This window comes from Mucilaginibacter sp. P2_A4 (assembly GCF_056405015.1).
This window is the reverse complement of sequence record NZ_JBFUCX010000001.1, coordinates 952,934-977,416: the sequence shown is the minus strand read 5'-3', so window position 1 is coordinate 977,416 and position 24,483 is coordinate 952,934. Positions and strand designations below refer to the sequence as shown.

Annotated in this window: 24 protein-coding genes; 17 read left to right on the top strand and 7 right to left on the bottom strand. The window is 41.3% G+C overall.

The window, feature by feature from the left end; all coding sequences use genetic code 11:
- Position 1: 1 nt before the first annotated feature.
- Positions 2-610 (top strand): acetolactate synthase small subunit, encoded by a 609-nt coding sequence (gene ilvN, locus AC1DYB_RS03770; RefSeq protein WP_477432543.1) that lies wholly within the window; start codon positions 2-4, stop codon positions 608-610.
- 125 nt (positions 611-735) lie between these two features.
- On the opposite strand, the gene AC1DYB_RS03765 is transcribed toward ilvN, so the two are convergent.
- From AC1DYB_RS03765 to AC1DYB_RS03745, 5 genes are all read right to left on the bottom strand, one after another.
- Positions 736-2,337, bottom strand: coding sequence for an MFS transporter (locus tag AC1DYB_RS03765; RefSeq protein ID WP_477432541.1), 1,602 nt, complete (start codon positions 2,335-2,337; stop codon positions 736-738).
- A gap of 2 nt (positions 2,338-2,339) precedes the next feature.
- Entirely contained in the window at positions 2,340-3,383 is a 1,044-nt protein-coding gene (locus AC1DYB_RS03760; RefSeq protein ID WP_477432539.1) for an HlyD family secretion protein, read from the bottom strand.
- A 16-nt stretch (positions 3,384-3,399) separates the two neighbouring features.
- Positions 3,400-4,761 (bottom strand): TolC family protein, encoded by a 1,362-nt coding sequence (locus AC1DYB_RS03755; protein ID WP_477432537.1) that lies wholly within the window; start codon positions 4,759-4,761, stop codon positions 3,400-3,402.
- A complete protein-coding gene (locus tag AC1DYB_RS03750; RefSeq protein WP_477432535.1) occupies positions 4,754-5,395 on the bottom strand; it encodes a TetR/AcrR family transcriptional regulator in 642 nt (213 codons plus the stop codon). The genes AC1DYB_RS03755 and AC1DYB_RS03750 overlap by 8 nt, the downstream gene beginning before the upstream one ends.
- Before the next feature lie 123 nt (positions 5,396-5,518).
- On the bottom strand, positions 5,519-6,382 hold the full coding sequence (locus AC1DYB_RS03745) for a helix-turn-helix domain-containing protein (RefSeq protein WP_477432533.1): 864 nt from the start codon (positions 6,380-6,382) through the stop codon (positions 5,519-5,521).
- 188 nt (positions 6,383-6,570) lie between these two features.
- Between AC1DYB_RS03745 and AC1DYB_RS03740 the strand changes: the two genes are divergently transcribed.
- The 3 genes from AC1DYB_RS03740 to AC1DYB_RS03730 all read left to right on the top strand — a co-directional run bounded on the left by AC1DYB_RS03740 (position 6,571) and on the right by AC1DYB_RS03730 (position 9,441).
- On the top strand, positions 6,571-7,626 hold the full coding sequence (locus AC1DYB_RS03740; RefSeq protein ID WP_295711810.1) for a HAMP domain-containing protein: 1,056 nt from the start codon (positions 6,571-6,573) through the stop codon (positions 7,624-7,626).
- Between the two features lie 252 nt (positions 7,627-7,878).
- Positions 7,879-8,733 carry a hypothetical protein gene (locus AC1DYB_RS03735; protein WP_477432530.1) on the top strand — a complete coding sequence of 285 codons (855 nt, stop codon included), beginning with the start codon at positions 7,879-7,881 and terminating at the stop codon, positions 8,731-8,733.
- 327 nt (positions 8,734-9,060) lie between these two features.
- Positions 9,061-9,441, top strand: a complete 381-nt coding sequence (locus AC1DYB_RS03730; protein WP_477432528.1) for a YciI family protein — start codon at positions 9,061-9,063, stop codon at positions 9,439-9,441.
- A gap of 115 nt (positions 9,442-9,556) precedes the next feature.
- Here the strand turns inward: AC1DYB_RS03730 and AC1DYB_RS03725 are convergent, their stop codons facing one another.
- Positions 9,557-11,083 (bottom strand): Gfo/Idh/MocA family protein, encoded by a 1,527-nt coding sequence (locus tag AC1DYB_RS03725; RefSeq protein WP_477432526.1) that lies wholly within the window; start codon positions 11,081-11,083, stop codon positions 9,557-9,559.
- 1 nt (position 11,084) lies between these two features.
- Complete coding sequence (locus AC1DYB_RS03720; RefSeq protein ID WP_477432524.1) at positions 11,085-11,768, bottom strand: 3-keto-disaccharide hydrolase; 684 nt, start codon at positions 11,766-11,768, stop codon at positions 11,085-11,087.
- Between the two features lie 487 nt (positions 11,769-12,255).
- Here AC1DYB_RS03720 and AC1DYB_RS03715 point away from each other — a divergent pair, with 487 nt between their 5' ends.
- From AC1DYB_RS03715 to AC1DYB_RS03655, 13 genes are all read left to right on the top strand, one after another.
- Positions 12,256-13,290, top strand: coding sequence for a sensor histidine kinase (locus tag AC1DYB_RS03715; RefSeq protein ID WP_477432522.1), 1,035 nt, complete (start codon positions 12,256-12,258; stop codon positions 13,288-13,290).
- Positions 13,287-13,994 (top strand): LytR/AlgR family response regulator transcription factor, encoded by a 708-nt coding sequence (locus tag AC1DYB_RS03710; RefSeq protein WP_477432520.1) that lies wholly within the window; start codon positions 13,287-13,289, stop codon positions 13,992-13,994. Before AC1DYB_RS03715 ends, AC1DYB_RS03710 begins: the two co-directional genes overlap by 4 nt.
- A 238-nt stretch (positions 13,995-14,232) precedes the next feature.
- The gene (locus AC1DYB_RS03705; RefSeq protein WP_477432518.1) at positions 14,233-17,043 is read left to right on the top strand and encodes a TonB-dependent receptor; all 2,811 of its coding nucleotides are present in this window, start codon (positions 14,233-14,235) and stop codon (positions 17,041-17,043) included.
- 50 nt (positions 17,044-17,093) lie between these two features.
- On the top strand, positions 17,094-17,843 hold the full coding sequence (locus AC1DYB_RS03700; protein WP_477432516.1) for a DUF4249 domain-containing protein: 750 nt from the start codon (positions 17,094-17,096) through the stop codon (positions 17,841-17,843).
- Positions 17,844-18,315: 472 nt separating this feature from the next.
- Positions 18,316-18,915, top strand: coding sequence for a hypothetical protein (locus AC1DYB_RS03695; RefSeq protein WP_477432514.1), 600 nt, complete (start codon positions 18,316-18,318; stop codon positions 18,913-18,915).
- Between the two features lie 66 nt (positions 18,916-18,981).
- Positions 18,982-19,503, top strand: coding sequence for a hypothetical protein (locus AC1DYB_RS03690; protein ID WP_295711796.1), 522 nt, complete (start codon positions 18,982-18,984; stop codon positions 19,501-19,503).
- Positions 19,504-19,590: 87 nt separating this feature from the next.
- On the top strand, positions 19,591-20,181 hold the full coding sequence (locus tag AC1DYB_RS03685) for a hypothetical protein (protein WP_477391634.1): 591 nt from the start codon (positions 19,591-19,593) through the stop codon (positions 20,179-20,181).
- Positions 20,166-20,981, top strand: a complete 816-nt coding sequence (locus AC1DYB_RS03680; RefSeq protein ID WP_477391633.1) for a sensor histidine kinase — start codon at positions 20,166-20,168, stop codon at positions 20,979-20,981. Before AC1DYB_RS03685 ends, AC1DYB_RS03680 begins: the two co-directional genes overlap by 16 nt.
- A 6-nt stretch (positions 20,982-20,987) precedes the next feature.
- The gene (locus AC1DYB_RS03675) at positions 20,988-21,656 is read left to right on the top strand and encodes a response regulator (protein ID WP_295711792.1); all 669 of its coding nucleotides are present in this window, start codon (positions 20,988-20,990) and stop codon (positions 21,654-21,656) included.
- 353 nt (positions 21,657-22,009) lie between these two features.
- Positions 22,010-22,438 carry a hypothetical protein gene (locus AC1DYB_RS03670; protein WP_295711790.1) on the top strand — a complete coding sequence of 143 codons (429 nt, stop codon included), beginning with the start codon at positions 22,010-22,012 and terminating at the stop codon, positions 22,436-22,438.
- A 39-nt stretch (positions 22,439-22,477) separates the two neighbouring features.
- Positions 22,478-22,942, top strand: a complete 465-nt coding sequence (locus tag AC1DYB_RS03665) for a hypothetical protein (protein ID WP_477432511.1) — start codon at positions 22,478-22,480, stop codon at positions 22,940-22,942.
- Positions 22,943-23,021: 79 nt separating this feature from the next.
- Positions 23,022-23,483, top strand: a complete 462-nt coding sequence (locus AC1DYB_RS03660; RefSeq protein ID WP_477391631.1) for a hypothetical protein — start codon at positions 23,022-23,024, stop codon at positions 23,481-23,483.
- 195 nt (positions 23,484-23,678) lie between these two features.
- Positions 23,679-24,470, top strand: a complete 792-nt coding sequence (locus AC1DYB_RS03655) for a CHAD domain-containing protein (protein ID WP_477432509.1) — start codon at positions 23,679-23,681, stop codon at positions 24,468-24,470.
- Positions 24,471-24,483: the final 13 nt, after the last annotated feature.

The following is a 24,483-nucleotide window of genomic DNA, read 5'->3' as shown; positions in this document are numbered from 1 at the left end:
AATGAAAAACGAAGAAACAAATAAGCAGGAATTCAATATCACTGTATACTCAGAAAACCAGGTTGGATTATTAACTCAAATAGCCACAATGTTTACGCGAAGGAAAATAAATATCGAAAGCCTGAATACATCGCCATCAGAGATTTCCGGTATCCATCGCTTTCATATCCTGATTTCAGAAACGGAGGATGTTATCGGCAAACTTGTACGCCACCTGGAAAAACTGACAGAGGTAATCAAAGTATACTATCACTCCAATGAGGATGTGATTTGGCAGGAAATGGCATTGTATAAGATGTCAACAAATATTATTAAAGAACATTTAAGCGTTGAAAGGTTATTGAGGATGTATGGAGCAAGAGTAGTGGTGATCCGAAAGGATTATACAGTATTTGAGGTTACCGGGCACAGAGAGGAAACCAATAATTTAATAACAATTTTACAACCCTACGGCTTGATTGAGTTTGTACGGAGTGCAAGGGTAGCTATCATAAAAAATAGCGATGGTTTTAATAGCAAATTAAAACAATTTGAAAAGTTAGATCCATTAATTGATATGATACCTGAAGACTTTTTAAATGAAGTAGCAACCAGCGAAATAATTGTTTAGAGGATAATGATTGAAATGTATCTACCCTGTCATTGGGGTAGATCATTCAATCATGTAGCTTAAAGTTTTAATTTTCCGGGCATCCGCCGGAGAATAGCGTCGATTTTTATGAGAACAGCAGAAGCTTATAAATCTTTCAAAGGTATCATCAGGCGTTTATTCCAATGGACAACCGTCTTGCCAATAGCAGGAATAACGAAGATGAGGACAGCAACAACCAGTGACACAATTGCAAAGATCATAAACAATGCCCGGTTTGTTAGCAATTGACTTTGCTGTGTGAGGTTTTGCCATACAGCGCCATTCGCCAAACTTGATGCCTGTTCAGATGTGAATCCCTTTGAAGCGTATACAGACCGGTAGGTAGTTAAACGTACAATCAGATTTTGGTTATCCGATGTCAGGTAACCAAGAAATCCCTCTTTAAAATATTGATTAAAGTACAATTGCAGATTATAAAATCCGGCGAATGAATTTGCAGTTGCGGTAAAACGTGTACAAGCAGCTATTACCAGGCCAGTAGTACCCGTATATGCGGGCGCTGATGAAAGTACAAAAATCATAATAGGAACAAACAAAAGGCCTGAAGCAGCCCCCTGTATAAATACCGGCAAGAGCAAATCCGTGAAAGATAAATCAGGTGTTAATAAAAAGCTCATCCAGATATTGAATGCTCCCATCAGCACAAACCCTGTTACCAAAAGCACTTTGATAGTAACTTTTTTGGCCAGCATCAGTCGGATAGAGAAAACCAATAAACCTACCATCCCCACTATATTGCACAGGCCTAATGTAATAACCTGAAGCGCACTCCATTTAAGTACTCCGCCTGCATAGCCATAAATCAGGTTCACACTGTCTTTACAGCCGTAATAAACAGCAAGCAAACAAACCCCCATTACAAAATTTCGTATTTTAAAAACACTAAGATGCACCACAGGCCGTTTTACGATGCTTTGCCTGTATAAAAACAAAGAGGCCCCAATCACCGTGGCAATAGCACTATACCGTATGCGTGAGTCGGCAAACCAATAATATTTGGAGCCATAAATAATGGTGTAAGCCAGCGAAAGAGCGCTGAAAGCGAATATGACCATTCCACTCCAATCAATCTGATACAGGGGATAGCGCTTATGCACCGTTTTCCGCTTTAACATCAGCAAGGTAATGGTCAGGGTCAACAGCTGGAACACGATCAGGTAATAATATGTTATCTTCCAATCTGCAGATTCTACAACCACGCTGGCAAGCAAACCGATCAATACAGTATTACTAAGCAGCGTTCCATAAAATACAGCGGGAGCTATAGTTTGCACCCGCTCTGCAGGCAAACGTGAAAACACCAGCAACAGTCCAAATACAATGACATTGCCTGTTACAATCCCTTGCAGAAACCGGATAACAAGAAATAAATTAATATCCTGGCAGTGCAAACAGGCGAAATTCAGCATAATGGCCACCATCATGCTGCCTAATAAGTAGCTTCGGGTTTGAAAGTATTTGAAAAAACGAAATTGTACCGGTAAAACAGTAATAATACCAGCATATGTTGACAATACAGCAAACCCAATATCCTCGGGCTGTGCACCAAGATAGGCAACCATATAATTCTGCGTGAGCACGAACATACCCAACTGCACCAGGCCCGAAAGTAAAATCATGAATAACGCAATACGTACTCCCCAATGCCAGCCTGTTATCCAATCTTTAAAATATACCGGTTTCATGATTACGATTTCTTTTTAACGGCCACAGTCACATTCATACCGGCAACCACATTGCTAGCCTGTTCATCTGCAAACTCAATTTTCACGGGCACCCGCTGGATGATCTTAACAAAGTTTCCGGTAGAATTATCTGGCGGCAAAAGCGAGAAACGGGAGCCAGTAGAACCGGCTATAGCCATGATCCTACCTTTAAATACTTTGCCGTCTATAGCATCTACCCGTATCTCTACAGGCTGCCCCACGTACATGCCAGCCACCTGTGTTTCCTTATAGTTCGCGTTGATCCATTTTTCTTTTTCATTAATGATGCTTACCAATGGCTGTCCGGGCTGGATCTGCTGGCCCTCTAAAATATTTTTACGGCCCAGCCTGCCTGAGTAAGGCGCGCGGATAATGGTATAAGATAAGTTAAGCCTCGCAAGCTCCAGTGCAGCCTGTTTACGCTTGATATCTGCCTGCAAGAGGGCGAAATGAGTTTTAAGCTCCGCGATGCGCGCCTCGTTAGTTCTTAAGCCATTTTTTGCAGCACTATAGTCGCTTTCTGCTACATCATAGTGTGCTTTTACCTGTTCCAAATCAGCACCGGTAGCGGCTTCTTCTTTCACCAGATTGGTGTACCGCCTGATATCCTGTTGCTGTTGCACAAATCTAGCCTCGGCACCCTTGATCTGATCCTGGTTGACGCTTGTACCTGTTTCTGCCGAGTGGATACCTGCGGTAAGTACAGTTAGCTGAGCGCGGGCGTCCTCTATAGTCGCTTCCGCAGCCTCCAGCTGGGCACGGTACTCCCTATCATCAAGCATAACCAGCGTATCGCCCTGCTTAACCAGCTGATGCTCGTTAAAGCGCACTCGTTGAATATAGCCCCCTGCTCTCGCGGAGACCGGATTGATATATGATTCAACCTGGGCGTCATTGGTTTCTTCGTAATGCTCGCTATATTTCCAGTATTGAAAAAAATACACGAGCCCCGTAAGGATCAAAACCACCGCGATAAGCGTGATGGCAATATTCCCAGGATGTGTTTTATGATTCTCTTTTTTCATTTTTTTTATTGTTTGTTTATAAGTTACCGCTGGTATAAAGAATATGATAATAAATAGCCAGTGCATCAGTTTGCGCTTTAACCAAACTGAACCTCGACTCCTGATACAGGTTATCCGCATCCAGCAGATCTGTTAACAAGGAAAGCTGATTTAAATATTTGGTATTTACGATACGGTAATTTACCTCAGCCTGTTGTACGGAGTGCTCATTAACCGAAATCCGGATGAGCGCTTCTGCATACTTGATATAATAGGATTTGATATCCGTACGAACCTCATCACTATAAGCCTCCTGCTGTACCTCAAGTTCTTTTACCCGCAGTTTACCTGCGGCCACCTTACTTTTATTGTGGTACAGCGATGAGATGCTGTACTGCGCTTTCAGCCCCACAAAACCAATCGCATAAGCCTGGTTAACCGGCGGAAAGACCAGATAATTTGGATAATTCAACCCATAAGCGGTATAAAAGCTCAAATTGGGTTTATTACTACTTTGAACTCCTCTAAGCCTCGCCCGCTGTACTTCAACGTTTTCAGCGGCTTTTTGCACGCTATAGGAAGAAACTCCAGCGGCCTCGATAAGCGGTAGCAGTGAACTGCTCTCCGGCTTTGGCATCGCGGCGGAATCAACAGGTGATATCCGCACGGAATCAGGAACATCCATCAAAACGTCCAATTTTTGATTGGCGATACTAATATCATTTTCATTTTGCTGCAAAGAAAGTTCAACGTTTGCCAATGTAACCTCTGCCCGCAGCACATCGCTTTTGGTAACTTTTTGATTTTTGTAAAGCGAGTTAATATTATTCAGCCGGGTTTGCGCTCTTTTAAGCTGGTCAAGGATAAACTTCTGAAGATCATTAAGCTTAACCAGATCAAGGTATTGGTTAGCAGTTTGTAAGGCAATATTACCGGATTGATCCCGGGTGTTCAGCTTCGCCAGCTTAAAATGCGAAGTACTTTCTTTTTGCAACGCCCGCTGCCGGCCGCCGCTATAAATATTAAATGAGGCATCAACACCTATTGCCGCAGCGTTTTGCGTTGGTGGCAACGGTATAGTGTTGGAATGGCTAAGTCCTTGTGAAAACAACGTGAGTTGAGAAAAACGCTGATACGAGGTACCGACGTTAATCGTCGGCAATGCAGCGTTGTAAGCGTCTTTGCGGTCTTCGCCAGCAGCATTTTCTCCGATATTAGCGGCCTGCACCCATTTGTTTTGATTTTTGGCAAATTGTACCGCCTCAGCGAGGGTAAGTTTATAGCTGTTGCCAGCCCGCTCCTGGGCGCTTACAAATGTTGTATTCAACATTAAAATAGCTATTAATAAAACAGTAGCTGACAAATACAGCTTTCTGCCGTAGTAGGCATTATTATACATGATTTTTTTGTTCAAATTGATGATGATCTTCGAGGGTTAGCATCGACATAACGTAGTCCACTATTCGACGGGCGAAATCTTCCTGTGGTGTTTTATTCAAATGGATGCGCAAGGTCAGATAATCAGTAAACACCGATCGTACCAAAGCAAGTATATTCAGTACAAACACCTCTTCGTCTATTTTTTTAAAGTATCCTTTAGATACACCGCTTCCAATGATTTTCAGCAGGAAATTATATACACGGTTTCTTACTTCTGTTAACTGGGCGATAACAAGCGGATGCTGCTCGGCAATCAGTTCATTGCATAACAATCGATGAAAACTCTGGTTAGAAGATACGCGCTTGATATAGGCCGATACATACGCTTTTAGCTTTTCCGCCGGATCAAGATCAAGCTTCTCAAACTGGTTGATTTCTTCAGCGATCTCGTCCAGTCGTAACTTAAAAATATCGAGGTAAAGCGCTTCCTTTGAACCAAAATAATAACTGATCATGGCGGAATTCACTCCCGATCTTTCGCCAATAAGCCTGATGCTGGCGCCAGCGAAACTATACTGAGCAAACACTTCTTCAGCGATCATCAGTATCGTTTCTTTGCGATCATGCAAGCCATAATTTGTTGCGGTTGTCATTTGTCAAACCCTATTAAAATTTTTGATAGGACAAATTTCCGGTTAAACGGCAGCGAAAAGTAGGCGAAACTACGTCAATGTTCGTCGAAATGGCTTAGATAAGCTTAAGTGAAGAGATAAAATTCAATCGAATTTTTTTCGGTATTCCACCGGTGATATCCCGGTACCTGCCCGGAAGAATTTGCCAAAAACAGACTGGTCTGAGAAATTAAGCATCCCGCTGACCTGCGATACGGTGAGTGCCTTGTTTTGCAGCAAAACTTTGGCCTCAAGAATGATGGCATCATCGATCCATTTTCCGGCAGACCTACCCGTTTTCTTTTTGATGGCCGCCGAAAGAGACTTGGGCGTTACATGAAGCTGACCCGCATAAAAATCGAGCCTGCGCTCGCGCATATAATTACGAATCACCAATTGCTTAAATTTTGTGAACAAAGGGTGTCCCTTTAGCAAGCTTGTCGGACCAGAGATATGCTGCCGGTGATACGCATCAATTTCGTAAACCAGGGCGAAAATGTAGCTTCGAATAATATCGGCCTGGTGATAATTTGCTGTGGCTTGCGTCAGCTGGATGAGCTCAAATATCTTGCTGAATTTAATAGCGTTAGTTTCTTTCAGCGGTAAAACATGAAGATCACTATTTTCAAAAAAATCATACCTGGTGAGAAAAAAAAGGTCCGCGTGTCGTTCCAGTAAAAATGTGTCCTTAAAAAATATCACATCCATTTTTAGGAGGTTGCTGCTTTTAGTGAAATACCTGATAACCGAAGGCCCCAAGGTAATAATTGACGGCGCTTCAACATCCCATGATACCAAGCCTGTATTTAATTTTACGCCGCCCTCTTTTATATGAACGATAGCATAACTTTCCGCCCGGTATGGTTCTTCCTGATACGGAGTTTCACCAGATCTCACGAAAAGATAATCCTTGTTATTATCGGGTACAGAGAAGAGCCGACTGTGTCTTGAAAGCGAAAAGGTTTTCATGCCATTCATCAACGTAAAGTTACAATATAGAGCCTGTTTTTAGCTCTCAACAGCATTTTATATACTAATTGCAAAGGAAATGATCTATAAGGCAGATGCTTCTATAAAACCGGCAGATTTTTAATTATCTTTACTTATAAACCTTTCCTGACCAAAAGTACGATTACGTTTTAACTCATTGGATAGTCATGAAAATCAAAAAAAAACTATTGTTGGGGTTTAGCCTATTGTTTATTGTAGTGCTCATTTTTGGCATTGTTTCTATATACTACATCAAAGTAATATCTGAAACCTCCAGTATTACCTTGAAAAATAATTATGCAACGTTAAAATTTACCCGCGAAATGCGCTCCGTTTTAGATGAAAATGATTTGCCGTTAAACTCAGTGGCAATTAACACATTTGATAATGCGCTAAAAAAACAGGAAAATAATATCACAGAACCAGGCGAAAGCATAGCAACAAGTAATTTGCGCAAAGCCTTCCGTTTGCTAACAGGCTCTTCTTCAAATTTAAATCAAACACAGCAGGCGGAACGGGATGCACGCCTGCAATTGAAAAATATCGAAGGCTTAAACATGCATGCCATTGAGCTTAAAAATAATTACACCCATTCAACTGTCGATAGGTCAACCTTTTTTCTTGGTGGCATGGTATTTATCACCTTTTTAATCCTTTTTGTTTTAATTGTCAATTTTCCGGGCTTTATACTGAATCCACTCCAGGAACTGGCGAATGCCTTTCATCAGATCAGTCAAAAAAATTACAATGCCAGGCTGCACTTCCAAACAAGTGATGAGTTTATCCAACTTGCCGACGAGTTTAATATCATGGCAACCAAACTCGACGAAGAACAAAATGCCGACCTTACCAAAATAATTGCGGCAGAATTGCGGATAAAAATGCTGATAGAAGAAATGCCGGATGCCGTAATCGGCCTCAACGAAAAACAGGAAATTCTATTTATCAATGAGGAGGCCAGGAGAATCTTTAACATGGGCAAAAAGCCCGTTACAGGCCAATCTGTAGCGGAGTTATCAAAAAGCAACAAACTGTTAAAAATGATACTGGACAGTAAGGGCACGGAAAATTCTTTAAATGCCGACCAACCAGGTAACGATTTGTATTTCCAACAAAAAACGCTTGAAGTTGTAGTACCTAATTTAAAACCAAATCATGATGTGCTGGATGTTGCCGGTTACTCAGCCGGAACAATCCAGGTTTTTAAAAAAGTAGAAGTTTAAGCGATAAATCCCCTCAATAGATAATGATAGCTTAATCACCTTTTAAGCTATTGATTACTAACACGCAAAATCCAATGCCCTCCTGCCTGAGCTCTCATGCTCATATGTATTTGTTATCAACAAATACACTTCATAATGCGCTGCTCCAATTCAAACTTCACTTAAAGTTAAATTTTATTTTTCTTTAAAAGCAACCCGCTACACCTTTTTAGAGTAGTTACTGATACATCAAAAACTCCTAAATTAAAAAATATGAAAAATCAGAAACTAAGCTATTTCTTTATAGCTGCATCAATGAGTATTATTCTATTGAGCATCTCTTGCAAAAAAAGTTCACACAAGATTGATCCAACACCTGTTTTAACCGGTGTTAAGCTTACCGATAATACCACCTTTGGTAAAATACTTACCGATAATAATGGCTTTTCGTTGTACTTTTTCTCAAAAGATGTAAGTGGCACATCAAATTGCGCGGGAGGCTGCGCCACCACATGGCCTGTGTTTTACAAAGAAAACTTAACTATTGGTACAGGTTTAACTACATCGGATTTTGGGACGATAGACAGGGCTGATGGCAGCAAACAAAGCACCTACAAGGGCTGGCCATTATATTATTATATGAATGATACTAAAGCAGGCGATACAAACGGCGATAAGGTTGCCAACCTATGGGCAATTGCTAAAGCTGATTATTCCATTATGTTTGGTAACACGCAGCTAATTGGTTTAGATAAAGTGCAATATACCGACCAGGGTGTGGCGGGAACTGCAGTATCACAATACATTACAGATGGCAACGGCCTCACATTATACATGTTCAGTAAAGATGCGGCCAATAAAAATAACTTTACCAAACCCGATTTTAGCAATGATGTGGCCTGGCCTATTTACACAGTTAGCGCGGTGGCCAGCATTCCATCCGTGTTTGATAAAAGCCAGTTCACTACCATTGATGTTTTTGGCAGAACACAACTTGTTTATAAAGGCCATCCATTGTATCATTTTGGGCAGGATGCAGCAACTCGTGGCAACACAAACGGCATCAGCTACCCAACGCCAGGTGCCGCTATCTGGAAGATAACCAACAGTACTACCGTTGCATTATAAAAACAATTAACCATTTACAAAAGCGGATGGATTTTAATAGTCATCGAACGCTCTTTGAAAAGCCGCCTAACAAGGTGGCTTTTTTGTTGTTGATAGTAGCACTCCCGTTTAATAACAATCTTCCATTTAAAGTAATGTTAACAAACAGGATAGCAATGGGAATAGCCAATAAGATCATTTGTCTCCTACTTGCGCCAAACAAAGAAATTTCAAGATTATTAGTGGTATTTACTTTATCAAACTAATAAAGCCATTAGCTGTAACTTATCGAAATAAAGTATCTTTAATTTAAATGATTTTATATTTACATCATTAAAATAAACAGTGATGAAACAAGAATTCATGTTATATATCCGCAATGCAGGTGATGCAAAAGCGGCGTTATCAGCAGATCAACATCTTGCGTTTATAAAAAAATGCGAAACTTATATCCAGTTATTAAAAGCAGAAAACAAATTAATAGCAGCCCAGCCAATTGTACGGGAAGGTTATATTATTTCAAAAAATGAAAATGCATGGACACAAATAGCGATCAACCCCAGTAAAGAAGTTCAGGTTGGTTATTATCATATTTCAGCAAGCGACATGGATGAAGCAATTGAAATAGCAAAGAATAATCCCGAGTTTGAGTACGTACCTTCGGCTACAATCGAAGTAAGGCCAATAAAATTAAAGGAAGAGCAAACTAACTTTGTTTATCCAAAATAAGCAGGCAGTAAAATATATTTAACCACAAAAAAGGATAATTATGTACTTACCAACTCTTCCATGTAGCCAATGAATTCACCTAATTGATAATATACATTTCCTTAGTTAGCTCCTTTTACAACTTTAACTCACCCCAACCCTGCCTGTAAGCACGGCGAATGTATTGGTTGGCGGGTTCAAAATTGGTAACCTTCATATTTTCACCATCCCAGGTTAAGCCGGTGTATCTGCCGCTAAATTTGTAGCCTTCCATATTGCCGTAAACAGGGTCGTTACGTTTTATTTTCTCGCGCAGGTTAAAAGTACGCAGCAACAGGTTGCCCATGAGCACAGTTTCCGTAAGCGGGCCCGCATAACCTACAAAGGGCGAATCTACTTCCATTTTCCCATAACCGGCTATACTGGCATCAACCCATTGCCACCAGTGGCCATCCATACCACCGGGTACCCGCGCGTATTTCTCCGGAACGTGTATATCTTTATTTAAAGCCAGCGGTAGCAACCGGGGATGACTTCCACCCCATCCGCAGGAAACTTTGCCTTTGGTGCCGATGAAAAGCGTACAGCCCTCAAAATCATTTTCGCCGGGGAAATCGCCCAGAGCTTCATTCATATTTAAAGCGGGGTCAAGCTCGGCAAGGCGTTCGGGCGTTATGCCGCCATCCATCCAGTGCAGATCAAGGTTATTACCGTTTTGTTGTTTAAATTTAAATTTGATAGAACTTGATACCGGTCCGCTTTCTGGGTAAATGCCTTCTTTAAATATTCCCTGGTAAACCGTACTGGCACTGCCCGAGACCTCGGTTGGGTAACCTAAACCCAACAGTTTAAACGGCGGCCCCATGATGTGGCAGCCCATATCGCCGAGTGCACCGGTACCAAACTCCCACCAGCCACGCCAGTTAAAGGGTACCAGATTATCAATATAATTGGTTTGTTTGGCGGTACCCAGCCACAGGTCCCACTTCAGTTCTTTGGGTATGGGCGGTTTAGTCTTTGGCCACGCTATACCCTGCGGCCACACGGGGCGATCCGTCCAACAGTATACTTTTTCAATATCACCTATCAAACCAGCTTCAAACCATTCGCGCATGGTGCGCATACCATCACACGATGCGCCCTGGTCTCCCATTTGGGTAACCACCTTGTATTTTTCTGATGCCTGGGTTAATATGCGGGCCTCGTAAATATCATGTGTTAAGGGCTTTTGCAGGTATAGGTGTTTTTTTAACTGCATGGCGCTTAGACCAACCAGCGCGTGGTTATGATCGGGGATGGCCACGGTAACGGCATCAAAGTTTTTGTGCTGCTTATCAAACAGTTCGCGCCAATCGTGATAAAAGGGTGCCTTTGGAAATTCCTTACGGCGCGGGGCGGCCTGCCTGTCGTCAACATCGCACAAAAAGGCGATAACTGCGTTCTTTTTGGGGGCAGTTGCAAAATGATGAATATCGTTCTCGGCCTCGCCACCACAGCCAATGGCGGCAATATATAACTTATCGCTTGGTGCGGTGTAGCCTTTGCCACCCAGCACAAAACGAGGTACAATATAAAATCCTGCAGTAGCAATAGCTGCCTTTTTTATAAAATCGGCCCGGCTTATGCCATTGGTGGTGGTAGTTTCCTCTGCTTTTTCCATCATATTATTTATGTAGTGGCTTTACAGATACCTCTTTAAAAAACACGACATCATCATTTCCATGATTTTGCAGGCCGATATAGCCTTCATTGGGGCGGATGCCGCGGAAAGGCTCAAAATCAAACTTGCGTTGTGGGGTTGGATCGCCTTCTTTATAATCGGTAACTTTTTGGCCGTTTACAAAAACAATTGTGCGCGGGCCGTCCAGCGTAATCTCCATGGTATTCCATTCCGGCCCAGGCTTACCGGGCTTGGCCAATGGTTTGGTTAACGAATACAAGGTACCGGTAATATGGTAATCATCCTCCTTGGATGTTTCGGGGTGATTATCAATCTGTACCTCGTAGCCATAAAATACCGGCATCCACTCCTCCCGCGGTTCCAGCGGAATACGGATGAACACACCGGCATTGCTGTTAAACTTTTGCATTTTGTAAACCACCCGGATGGTGCAATTGCTAAATTTCTCTTTAGTCCAGTATAATAAGCCCATCCCTCCGTGACTTCCGGTTACACCATCCTTCACGTACCGGCTACCCTTCCCTACCTGTTTCCAACCGTTAAGATCTTTACCATTAAAAAGCTGCCGCCAACCATCCTTGCTTTGCGCATAAGTATTGTTTGCAGCAATTAAAAAAAATAAAGTTATACCGCCCAACAGGCATTGTTGAAAGTGCTTTTTGTTCATGACAGACGAGAATATAAATGGTTTATAATTGGTTATACTAATGTATAACTATTTTTTGAAATGGAGTAAGAACGGCGTTAATTGATAAAATTAAGATTATTGCGGCAAGCAGCAGTTTGGGCGGCTAAAAACGAAGCTTAAAAAGCTACTATCACCTGATCGCATCATGAAATAAAAAAAGGCCGAAAAACTCTCGCAGTTTAATCGGCCCTACATCTACCTATGAAAAACAATCCTTTTGAGAAGGACATTAAGTTAAATTCAAATGCTGTGCCAATTGTTAACTATAGCTTAAAACACACAAAATGGTACTTAATTTTTATTTTCGTTTATATTTTGTGGAAATATTTCCACCATTTGGAATCGCAAATCACCACAGTAATTGCAAAGCTGCAAATTGCCTGTTTTAAACCGTTTTCGTCGGCACATTTTGCCTTCTTGTCTATTCTATTTAACACATGGCTTAAATGCTATTACCTTAGCCCGTATGTTTAACCGTATAAAACCGGCGCTTATTATTGAAGTGTGTATCCACCTTTTGTTTTGGGCACTTATTATATATACTCCCATTATTTCCCGGCCAGATATGCGGGGTATGCCCCAGCATATGTTTTCGCCGGGGCGCATCATCACTTTTAACGTGGTATTGGCCGCAGAATTTTACCTCAATGCTTTTTTATTGATCCCTAAGGTGCTAACAAAAAATGCTTGGCTTTATTTTTTAGCGTTATTAACCTCCTTTGCTGTTTTTAATATATTGCTCTGGTACCTGAGGCCACATTTCCCAATGCCGGAGTTTAGAGGAATGGCCGGCCACATGCCACCCCGCGGACCTAATTTGATCCTGTTCCCATTATTGTCCATTACTGCCGGCAGCTTTGCCTACCATTACCTTGCCGATCAGTTTAAGGCAATGAACAAAAAGAAGGATATCGCCAATGCCTCACTCCTTTCCGAGCTGGCTTTTTTGCGTTCGCAGATCAGTCCGCACTTTATATTCAATGTAATTAACAGCGCGGTTGCCCTTTCGCGTTTAAATCCTTCGGCAGTTGAGCCTACGCTGATACAATTATCCAAATTATTGCGTTACATGCTGTATGTTACTGATGCCGAAATGGTAACGGTACAAAAAAAGGACGATTACCTGCGCAGTTACATCGAACTGCAGCAACTGCGCTTTGGCGATCAGGTGAAAATATATTACCACTCGGAAATAAAGACACCTGATAAAACCATTGAGCCTATGCTGTTAATCCCCTTTGTGGAGAATGCCTTTAAACATGGTACCGGCGATATTGACAAACCCGATATTGCGGTAACTCTTATAACTGATGAAAAAAACCTGCGGTTTAGTGTACAAAACGTTTACAATGCCACCGAAATACAAAAGGATAATGACAGCGGTATTGGCTTAACAAATGTTAAAAGGAGGCTTGAGCTGTTATACCCTGATAAACATAATTTATATATCAATAAAAACGAGCAAAACTACATTGTAATGCTGCAACTGGAACTTAAATGATGCGATGCCTGATTATTGATGATGAGCCACTGGCGCTTGATTTGCTGGAAGATAGCTTAAGACATGTACATGCCATACAAATAGCGGGGCGATGCCGCAATGCGGGCGAGGCTATCCTTGCCATGCAAAAGGAGCATATCGATCTTATTTTCTGTGACATATACATGCCCGGAATTAATGGTTTACAGCTTATCAAGAGCCTTACCAACCGCCCAATGGTGATATTTGTAACCGCTTATGAAAAATTTGCTATTGAGGGTTTTGAGCTTGATGTAATTGATTACCTGGTGAAACCGGTACCGCTGGATAGATTTTTAAAGGCATGCCATAAGGCGATAGACCTATTTGAGCTTCGCCGGAGTTATGTGCCGCAACCTGTAGTTAAAAACTATTTCTTTTTGCATGCCGATTATAACCTCATTAAGATATGTTTTGACCATGTGGAATATATTGAAGGGCTGAAGGATTATGTAAAGGTTCACTTTGCCAACCAGCAAAAGCCGGTATTATCGCGCATCAGTCTTAAAGCGGTTGAGCTGCAATTACCTGCCGAGCAGTTTTTCAGGGTTCACAAATCATACCTGGTAAACCTGCAGCATGTATCCCAGCTACGCAGGGCACGCATTAAACTCATCAATACCGAAGTCCCCTTAAGCGATAGCTACAGAGACGTAATTAACCGGATGATTGGGAAGGTACAATAGTGAGTGGTTGATTAAGTGAATGGTTGACCAGTTTAAGAAACTTGGTTGATTGTACGCAGTTAGTCAATTTGAGAAGTGAAACTACCATTCACCACTCACTTAATCAACCACTCACTATTCACCACTCGCCCCACTACACATTAACCTCCCTTATCTACACAAGCTCTGCTAACGTCGCTTTTATTTTAGGGCATTAAAAATAGGGTGCATTTTCGGCTCAAAGAAAATGTACCCCCTAATGAAGAGATTTTCCTTATTGTTATTTACTATTATTGGTTTAGGCCATTCGGCCGTTCAGGCGCAGCAAACGCAGAAAAAGTTGAAAAATATCATTGTCAACCATTTTTTTGCGTGTCCGCTTGATCAGATGTTTGATACACTGGGCACGACTTACCAGGTGCGTATTGTTTTTGACCGCGAACCGCTGAACGCGATGGATGTGGTTGAACACTTTTTTGAAGAACCTTTAAAAGATGTTATTGCCAAAGTATGTAAAGAAAACGATCTGAAATACTGGATCGAATCTTCCGGCACCATTTACATTCTGCAAAACACCGACGACCTCAGCCGTCTTAAAAAACTTAACCAGCTATCGTTACAGGCAGCCAACGCCAAAGTAAAACGCCGCCAGCGCGATGAGGATGATGAGCCAAAATTGGTGCCCAAGCACTTTATGGTAAGTGTTAACGGGCGTGTTATTGACCAGCTAACCGGCGAATCACTCCCCTCGGCCACCGTAAAGGTGCGCAACACCGATCTTAATACCATGACCAACGCCGAAGGTTATTTTACTTTTCTGCGGGTACCATCCGATACCTGTATCGTGGACGTATCGTATGCAGGCTACCAATCAGACTTTTTCAGGCTCAACAGTGAGAAAATCAACACCACGCTTATATGCGGCATGTACTCATCGCTCAACACCTTAAATGAGGTTAGCATCACCGGCAAAAAAAGCGGGGTAATGAACACCGATAGCCGGCAGGTAGGTGTGTTGCAGCTTTCGCCCGCCAATTTGGATAAACTGCCAACTATGGGTGATAAGGACATTCTTCGGGCTTTCCAGCTGATGCCTGGTGTAAGCGGCACCAATGAATCGTCGTCGGGAGCCTACGTGCGTGGTGGCACGCCTGATCAGAACCTGGTACTACTTGATGGCTTTACCATTTACCAGGTAGATCACCTGTACGGTTTCTTTAGTGCCTTTAATGCCAGCGCGGTAAAGGATGTGCAGTTATACAAAGGGGGCTTTACCTCCAAATACGGTGGCAGACTATCAAGCGTTACCGAAATTAACGGCAAAGAGGGTAATAGGAATGAAACAAACATGGGCGTAGACCTAAGCTTGCTGAGCGCGAGCGGTTTCCTGGAAGCTCCGCTATCAGATAAATCATCCTTACTATTGGCCATCAGGCGATCATACCAGGGACCATTTTATAACAAAATATTTAACCAATTTAATCAAACTACTACTTTCCAGGGTGGCGGTGGAGGCGGCCGGGGTTTTGGAGGCAGATCTGGCGGCGGTTTTGCCAACCAGGTAACACCAAGTTCTTTTTTTTACGATGCTAATGCCAAATACACCTATAACATCAGCCAAAAAGATAAAGTATCTGTGAGCTATTACTCAGGCACTGATAAAACTGACAATAGCCGAGACCTGGGCCTGCCGCCGGGATTATCATCATCGGGCAGCGGCATAGGCATTACCGATTATACTAAGTACGGCAACCTGGGCAGCAGTATCAAATGGTTTAGGCAGTGGAATAAAAAACTCTACTCCAATAATTACATCACCTACTCCTCTTATTTTAATGATCGCAACCGCGGCAGTTCCGGCGGATCATTATTGGACAGTAACGGGATAGCACATACATTTAGCAACACCACCATCGAAAACAATAACCTGAAGGATGTTGGCTATAAATCTGAGTGGGAATGGCAGGCCAGCAATACCTATAAATTACTGTTCGGCGGGTTTATTTCCTACAAAAAAATAGATTATGAGTACACCCAGAATGATACCAGCAAGCTCATCAATCAGCATAACAACGCCACACTGGAAGGTGTGTATGCCGAGCTGGCTATCGATCCAAATAACAAACTTCATATTCAACCCGGTTTACGCACCAGCTATTACGGCCCTACCGGGAAACCTTATTTTGAACCCCGCTTATCGGCCAGTTATAACCTCACCAATAGATTTACCATAAAGGGTGCCACCGGTCAGTTCTACCAGTTCGAAAACCAGGTGATTCGTGAGGATATACTCGCCGGCGACCGTAACTTTTGGGTGTTATCCAATAACAACAATATCCCGGTAGGCAGTTCAAGGCATTTTATAGGTGGCGTAAGCTATGAAACCGACGAACTTTTGATTAGCGTTGAGGGTTACTACAAAACCCTGAGCGGACTTACCCAATACACCGTAAGGCAAACCCAAACGGGCGGAGGCAGTTTCAGGATGCCGGGTGTGGGAGAAACGCAAACCGTGACCCAAGATTTTTACGAAGGCACAGGCCGGGCCAAGGGCGTTGAAGTATTGCTACAAAAAAAGATGGGTAATTATACCGGCTGGATTAGCTATACCCTGGCCAAAGCCGAAAACAAATTCAGTGCCTTTGGTAATGATTACTATGCCGCCAACCAGGATGTAAGGCATGAGTTTAAATCAATCAACATGTACCATTATGATAGGTGGAACTTTGCAGCCACATTCCTGTTCAGTACCGGCAGGCCGTATACCGCTCCCCTATCTACCTACACCATTAAAACTGCCGATGGTAACAGCACAACCTACCTCAACATCAGCGATAAAAACGGCGAGCGTTTGCCAGCCTATCACCGTTTAGATATGTCGGTATCATACGACCTGCTAAAGATAGATGGACATAAGGTAGGCTCCATTGGTCTTTCGTTTTTTAATGTTTACAACCATACCAATACCTGGTACCGCGAGTACCAGATGCAAAATAACCAGGTGATAACCACCAATGTTAATTACCTGGGCTTTACCCCCAACCTTACTTTAAGTTTACGATGGAAATAAATACATACCCCCGCCATATCATATTATGTTTAATAACAGGCGTGCTCCTTATGGCATCCTGCAAAAAAAACCAGTCGGATATTTTAGCAACCAACAAACCGGTGGTTGAAGCCTACCTTATACCCGGCCAGGCCTTAAGCGTGAAGGTTTACCAGCAAAAAGATCTTGCTGATACTACAACTTATGGCGCTGCACTAACCGGCTTAAGCATCAGCGTATCTGATGGCAGTCAGAGCGTTAAGCTTACCGAGTCGGCAAGTGGCACTTATACTTACGCCAGTTCATCATTTGTAACCGGCGGTAAAACCTATACCATGCAGTTTAATTATGATAATGTGACTGTGAGCGCCACTACAGTAATGCCGGGCAAGCCACAAAACTTTGCTATATCTGATAGTGTTTTTCATGTACCCAGCGCCATCAACCCGTTGTATGCCGATGTAGTAAGGGCAACCATCAGTTGGACAAACTCCGATTCGTTGTATCATTTGCTGGTATTTAAAAATCTGGATAATGATCCATATTATATATCTTATGTCCGCAGTAATAACAAGCCCAGCTTCCAGATCAATACAGAACAAGCCTCCTATTACAACCTGCTTCAATCATCCTTTAACTATTATGGCCACTACAAAGTGATATTGATGAGGGTGAATAAGGAATATATTAACATCCTCACCACCAACATATCGCGAAATTCGCAAACCCTTGTTAATGAGCCCACCAACGTTACTAATGGTTTGGGGATTTTTACAGCCATGCAAACAGACACCTTGAATTTGAGGGTAACTACGCAGTAGTCTGCATACTTATCTTTTTAGATTTCACTGTGGTTAACAAGTACTCATAACCAAATGGCCTTGAGCTAATATTATAGGTTGCTATATTAAATTACCTTATTTAATATAGCAACTTTTTATTTACTCATTTCGTATAGATTCCTAAATAATCGTTTCTTAATAATTAAGAAAAATCATTCATTTACCTAAACCAAAGTTATGATGTAAGTCCACCTTTTGCTACTTATTGTATTTGAAGTTGTTTAGGCTATTTTTAAATCCTCCACTATAAACAGCATATAAAAAACTCATGGAATCTACTTTTATTTTATAAAAACAGGTAAAAACACCTGTTTCACAAAAAGGGATTTTTCACTTGTAATCCGGCGCAGTTAATTAAATAAATTTGTACTAATAGTTAATAAATATTAAAATAAACTATAAGTTTAAAAACCAATTACAGCAAGTATTAAACATTCAAAATCATTAAAAAATGGGACAATTCGCTTCGGTTACTAATTTAACCATGCCAGAGATTGTGGCACTGGTTACGCAATCAGTTAAAGATATCACACTGGCACTTTCTGATTTAAATATTATTGTACAGGGGCTCACTCCCCGTTCGTCCGATGCTCCCCCACCAACATATACCAATCTGGAGCTGGCAGTACCCGCAGCTATTTCGGCGGCCGAAAGCGATTCTACTTTTATTTTTAATGCGATATATCCTACTATTACACTGCCCTCTTCGTCGCAGGATGCCGGCGTTGTATTGGGCTATAATGTAAATGGAAACATTCAGCCTTTAACAACGCAAATAATGGTCGACCTGATTAACTGGGGCATCCAGATACCCAGCGATGATGTTGCTTTATTAGCGGCCCATATACAAGGCCAGGTTGATAATAGCGACCTTACACCATCAACAACATATGGACAAATAAATATAAACAACCCGCTTGATGAAGTTTTAGGCTGGGTAGCATCATTTGGCGTATTCCGTACCGGCTACAATCCTGATGGTACCATTAACCAGGCTGTTATTTACAGCTTTTGTGCAGCAGTTGGCGTGCCCGAAGTTGTGACAATTTAAATGAATTAAATACCATCATGCTTTAAACATTTAACTTAAAATACAAACCTAAAAAACATAATTATCATGAATAACGTCGAAAGTACAACTTCCGATCAAAGCGCTATCAGCAGCAGATCATCATTATCCAATAAACCCCGTATCCCGTTGGCAGAGGCAGTATCAAGAGCCGAAAACTGGCGTAACCTGGTTGTTAAAATGCCCGCAGGAAGTACATCAAATGTTTTGGGGGCAACTAATGGCACAGATGTATCCAAGCAGCGCATTTTCAGAGCTATTAATATAAACATTGCCGATGTAAAAGATTTGATGCAAGATCATCCGCAAGCCAAATCAATCCGCCTGTATTTAAGCTTGCAGGATCCCGCCTTCCCTTACCAGATTACCGGTATGCTGGTACCGGTTGATGCCAACAACCACGATATGTTAACCAAAAAATCGGTTAGTGAAGGTTTGATGAATGAGGGTGAAATCGTAAACAGCGCAAGTGCCTCAACCATTTACGATTTTACACAACCTTGCCCGGCCTTGTGCGATACCTCAAGTCCGCTATTTAATAGTACCAATAGTTTAGAGAATTATATATAAACTAATAAGCCTGTTATGCCTTCAGCCAAATTAATTTTTGTGGGCTTAATTGTTCCGGTTTCAGTTTTAATCCCTATCAGTTTCGCTGTGTCAAAATATAAGCGCGCTGATAGGGCGCTTTTGCTCATCTTTTATTATCTATTATTGGATGGTTTGGTTAATCTGCTGGCAGCAGCTCTCGCCGATAGGAAGATAAATAATCTTCCCTTATTACACATATTCACCATATTTGAATTTTTGCTGCTTTCGTATTTTTATATAAAGATTTTAAAGGAAGCATTGATTCGTAAAGTCATAGGTGCATTAATGGTGATATTTCCGTTGGTCTGTATACTAAATTTTACTTTCTTCCAGAGCATTTTCCGTTTTAATACCTATACAAGGCCCTTAGAGGTATTGATTGTGATGGCTTATAGCCTGGCTTATTTCGCCCAGATAAATGAGGCCGACAATGAAAAACGATGGGTTAGCAACCCTTTAAACTGGATCAATACCGGGGTACTTCTCTATTTTTCGGGTGCATTATTTGTATATTCCTTTTCTAATTTAACCGTTGCCTATATTATCAGCCCCAAATATTATTCACTCAATTTGTTTATATGGAACATACATGCCGCCTTACTGCTGGCCATGTATCTTTTGTTTTCGTGGGGGTTTTATATATGCAGAAAGACGTAGGCGATAATATATATGTACTGGTAATTATGTGTACAGGAGGTATTGCCTTATTGGTGATATCATTTGTTATTTTGTTTATACGCAATCAAAACAAGCTGCTGCAACAGCGGGAAAGTTTGCACCAGGTTGCTATGGACCATCAAAAAAACCTGCTCCACGCTGTAATTCACTCGCAGGAGGAGGAAAGAAAACGCATTGGCCAGGATCTGCATGATGAAGTTGGCGGTTCGTTATCAAACCTCAGAATGCTCATTAACCGGCTAAATAATAGTAATGTTGCTGAAAATGATGTGCCGCCAGCCGAGTTTTACAAGCAGCTGATAGATAAGATCATTGAAAATGTGCGTAATATATCTCACAACCTTTCGCCTCCCGGGCTTGAGCTGTTTGGATTTTCTGAAGCATTAGAAGAAATGAAGGATGTTATAAGTAAAGGGCACGATTCCCTTATCTCTATAACCAACCATGCAACCATGTCAACAGATACGTTACCTAAACACGTGGCGCTGGCCCTGATAAGAGTATTGCAGGAACTGGTTACCAATACGTTAAAACATTCCCTGGCCAATTATATCGGCATATCGCTTTTTATGAAAAACAATTTGCTATCTATTCATTATACAGATAATGGCATAGGTTATAATACAGAAGATAAGAGATTCAAAAAAGGTATGGGCATGCAAAATATAGAGAGCCGCCTCATGCTAATCAATGCAAGATATTCTGTTAAAACAAGTGCCGGCAGAGGCTTTTCTATGTTTATTTACCTTGACCCTCAAAAAGATATTGGCCCCAATTAATTTGACATGAAAAAGATCCGTATTGTTGTTGCTGACGATCAAACCCTGTTCCTGGAAGGATTGGTTAATTTACTAAGCACCAATCCCGAATTTGAATTGGTGGGCCAGGCCGAAAACGGGCGTGTATTGCTTGAACATCTTAAAAGCCAGGCCACACTGCCGGATATAGCGCTGATAGATATGAATATGCCGATAATGAATGGAGTTGAACTAAACGCGGTTTTACATCGTGAATATCCTTCCATAAAAGTTATTGTATTATCGGTGCATGGTGAGGAGCGGTATATGAGTAAAATGATTGAAGCCGGAGCATGCGGCTATCTCAAAAAAAATTGCGAAACACATGAACTCTTTCAAACTATTATCAATACCCACCAATTGGGTTTTTATTTTAACAGGGATGCTGTTAGTGCCATGAGAAACGCTGCGCATCATCGTAAAGCAGGCATTCAAAATCTGAATAATATCCCCATATCATTAACGGAAAGAGAGTTGCTGATACTAAAAATGATCTGCGACGAATTAACCAATGCCGAAATAGCGGAGAAGCTATTTATCAGCAGCCGCACCGTTGACGGGCATCGTACCAATTTACTTGGAAAAATTGGATGCAAAAATACTGCAGGCCTTGTCATATTTGCCATCAAATACGGCGTTTTTGAGGTGCAGTTTTAGTTACATCCATTGTAACACACCATCCCATGCGGCAAAGCAATATACCAATTGCTTTCCTTTAACCGCTCTATTTTCAATTAAGAACTTCCTCATCCAGCTTATGTCTTTTAAGGCCGTTTAAGGTTTATACACTTTTTTAGAATTTAACCATAGGGAAAAACAGGTAAAAACACTTGCTTTTTAAGCAAAAACACCTGATTTAAATGACAGGGGTTAATACGCTGAAATTGGCCGTTGCATAGGCGTTACTTTGAAATGTCAAAACAAAAAAGAAGCGCATCTAACCAAATGACAAAACGGCCGATACCGAAAAGCCTTAAAAGAGTAGGTAAAAATCAGGAAAGTTTAACAACATGAAAAATTCAGAATTAACAGCTTCAAAGATCCCGGTAAATTCATGCCAGGTGTTCATCATCGCTTTTGTTGATTCAAGCTCTATACAAACCGGAAGCGGGCAGGGCTTGTACTTTGTAGATAACAGAAGCTCGGCAGGCAGTAGCAACGAGGGTACATCCGCGCTACAAACTGTTTGTTCAAAAATGTCAAATGTGGCGTGGAGTGTTATCCCTTTAAATCCAAACGATGGCTTTTTATACTCCATACAAAGCATTGGCAGCTCAAACTCATGGGGACCTGGTGGTCAGCCTGGGAGCGCTACTGCCGGCTACTTTACCGGCCAGGTTCAAAACGGCGGACAAGCCAGCTATCAAATTGAAATTAATGCAATAGGCGGTGGTAACGTATTGCAACCAGCTACCACTCTGGGCATGAATGGTAATTAATTTATTAATCAATCTGTTAAAATTTTAAAGAAAATCAACATGTCACATACACCAAAAGTGCAGCTAATTAAAGCATCACAAACCCCTCAAACTACTATTGGTATTGCTTTAGATACCGCTTATTTAACCAGCCTGTCACCCGGCACACAGCCAAGCACCGGCATTTATATGATTGATAACCGCCTTAATATCGGCAGTTATAATGAAGGCCAAATGGAATTATATACATTTTGCTACCCCGGCGATAATGTTTCTTTTTACGCCCAGCCAATTGACACGCAGCGTGGTGATAGCGTAAGTATCATCGGTATCAATGTTTCTTATGGTAACGTATTCGGTGGTAGTTTAGGCGCCCCACAGCCTACAGATAATGCCGCTTACTGGATTGGCCGGGCCATTAACAGTGGCAGGCAAACCTACCAGGTACAAGTTTTAATAACCGACGAAAACCATAATGTATATGTTATTAACTGGGATCCGTTTATTCAAACTGTAGGCTCCTGATCATTTTAATAAACAATATTCAACTGCCGGTTAGTTTAACCGGCAGTTTTTTTATCCGTAGGTAAACACACCAATCAACATGACCGGCAAATCACAGATCAATATTTTTTATGCTGTTCAAACTCCTCAAACCACTATTAATATAGCGCTTGATACTGCTTATTTAGAAGGGGTTCCGCCGGGCAAGCAAGCCATTACGGGTATTTACTTAATGGACAACCGCATTAATATGGGCAGCACTATGGAGGGCACTCAAAACCTGCATACGGTTTGTTATACAGGCGATAATATATCCTGGCTGGTAATGCCTGTAGATCCTGAAAGGGATGACGTGGTATCTATTATTGGTTTTACTGTTTTAACCGGCAATGTTTTTGGAGGAAATATAGGCGCTCCTCAAAGCGGAACCAATCCCGCTTATTGGGTTGGCAGGGCCATTAATGGCAAAACCCAATCATCCTACCAGATTAACTTTTTAATTGTTGATAAAAATGGCAACCTGTTTACCTCCCACTGCGTTGCTGCTATATCTACCATTTAGTATAAATTAAAAAGCAACAGACCACCGGTTATTTTATGAAAAGATGGGCCAATAGTGTTTAATTGCAATGATTATTCCATGTTATTGCATATATAAATATCTAAAATATAAATTGTAGCTTTAGGTAAAAAAATATCAATACGTCGGGCAGAGTTATTTTTAGTGATCTGGCCGAATAATTTAAGCCGCCTTGCTATGAAGAAAAAGGAAGAATTAAAGTACATTGATAAAGAGTGGAAGGATATGAAAGCCAGTCTTGAGCAGTATTTAATTAATGAACGCCCTGAAGATCTTCATCATTTCAGAGTACAGGTAAAAAAAATACGTGCTTTTGTAATCCTTTCTGATAGTGCAAAACATCATCCCCAATTAGCAAAACACTTTTTATCTGTACGGAAAATTTTTAAACAGGCCGGCGAGATAAGGAACGCGTACATAAACCTGGAATTAGGGAAGGCTTACCAAATAAATAACCAGGACTTTTTAAACACCCAGCAAGCGCTGTTTGAAGAAGCAAACAAAAAGTTTAAATCTAACGGCGACAAATATTTAAAACAACTCAAAGAGTCGCACCAAAGGCTCAACGGAAAAATAAAATCCATTAGTGATTGGCATATCAATCAGTATTATCTACATCAGTTACATACAATTGCAGGATCGCTTATCATACCAGAATTTGATGATCAGTTACATGAATCCCGCAAACAGATAAAAATCCTGGTACACAATCATAAAATAGTACACACAGCACTCCATACAGGAATAAATGGTGATTATTTAAATGAGGTGCAAACCGCTATAGGCGATTGGCATGATTCCGTGCTGGCAGCAGAGTTGCTTTCAAGTGATGAAGAAAAAGGTAACGTCACGGTTAACAAATTGAAAAAACAGCTTGTAAAACTTAAAAATAAGGTAACTGATATTATTAATGATTTTTATAACCGGGCAACAACAGTGGTTGACTTACCTGTTGAACAATTAAGTTAGCTATATAGCTATC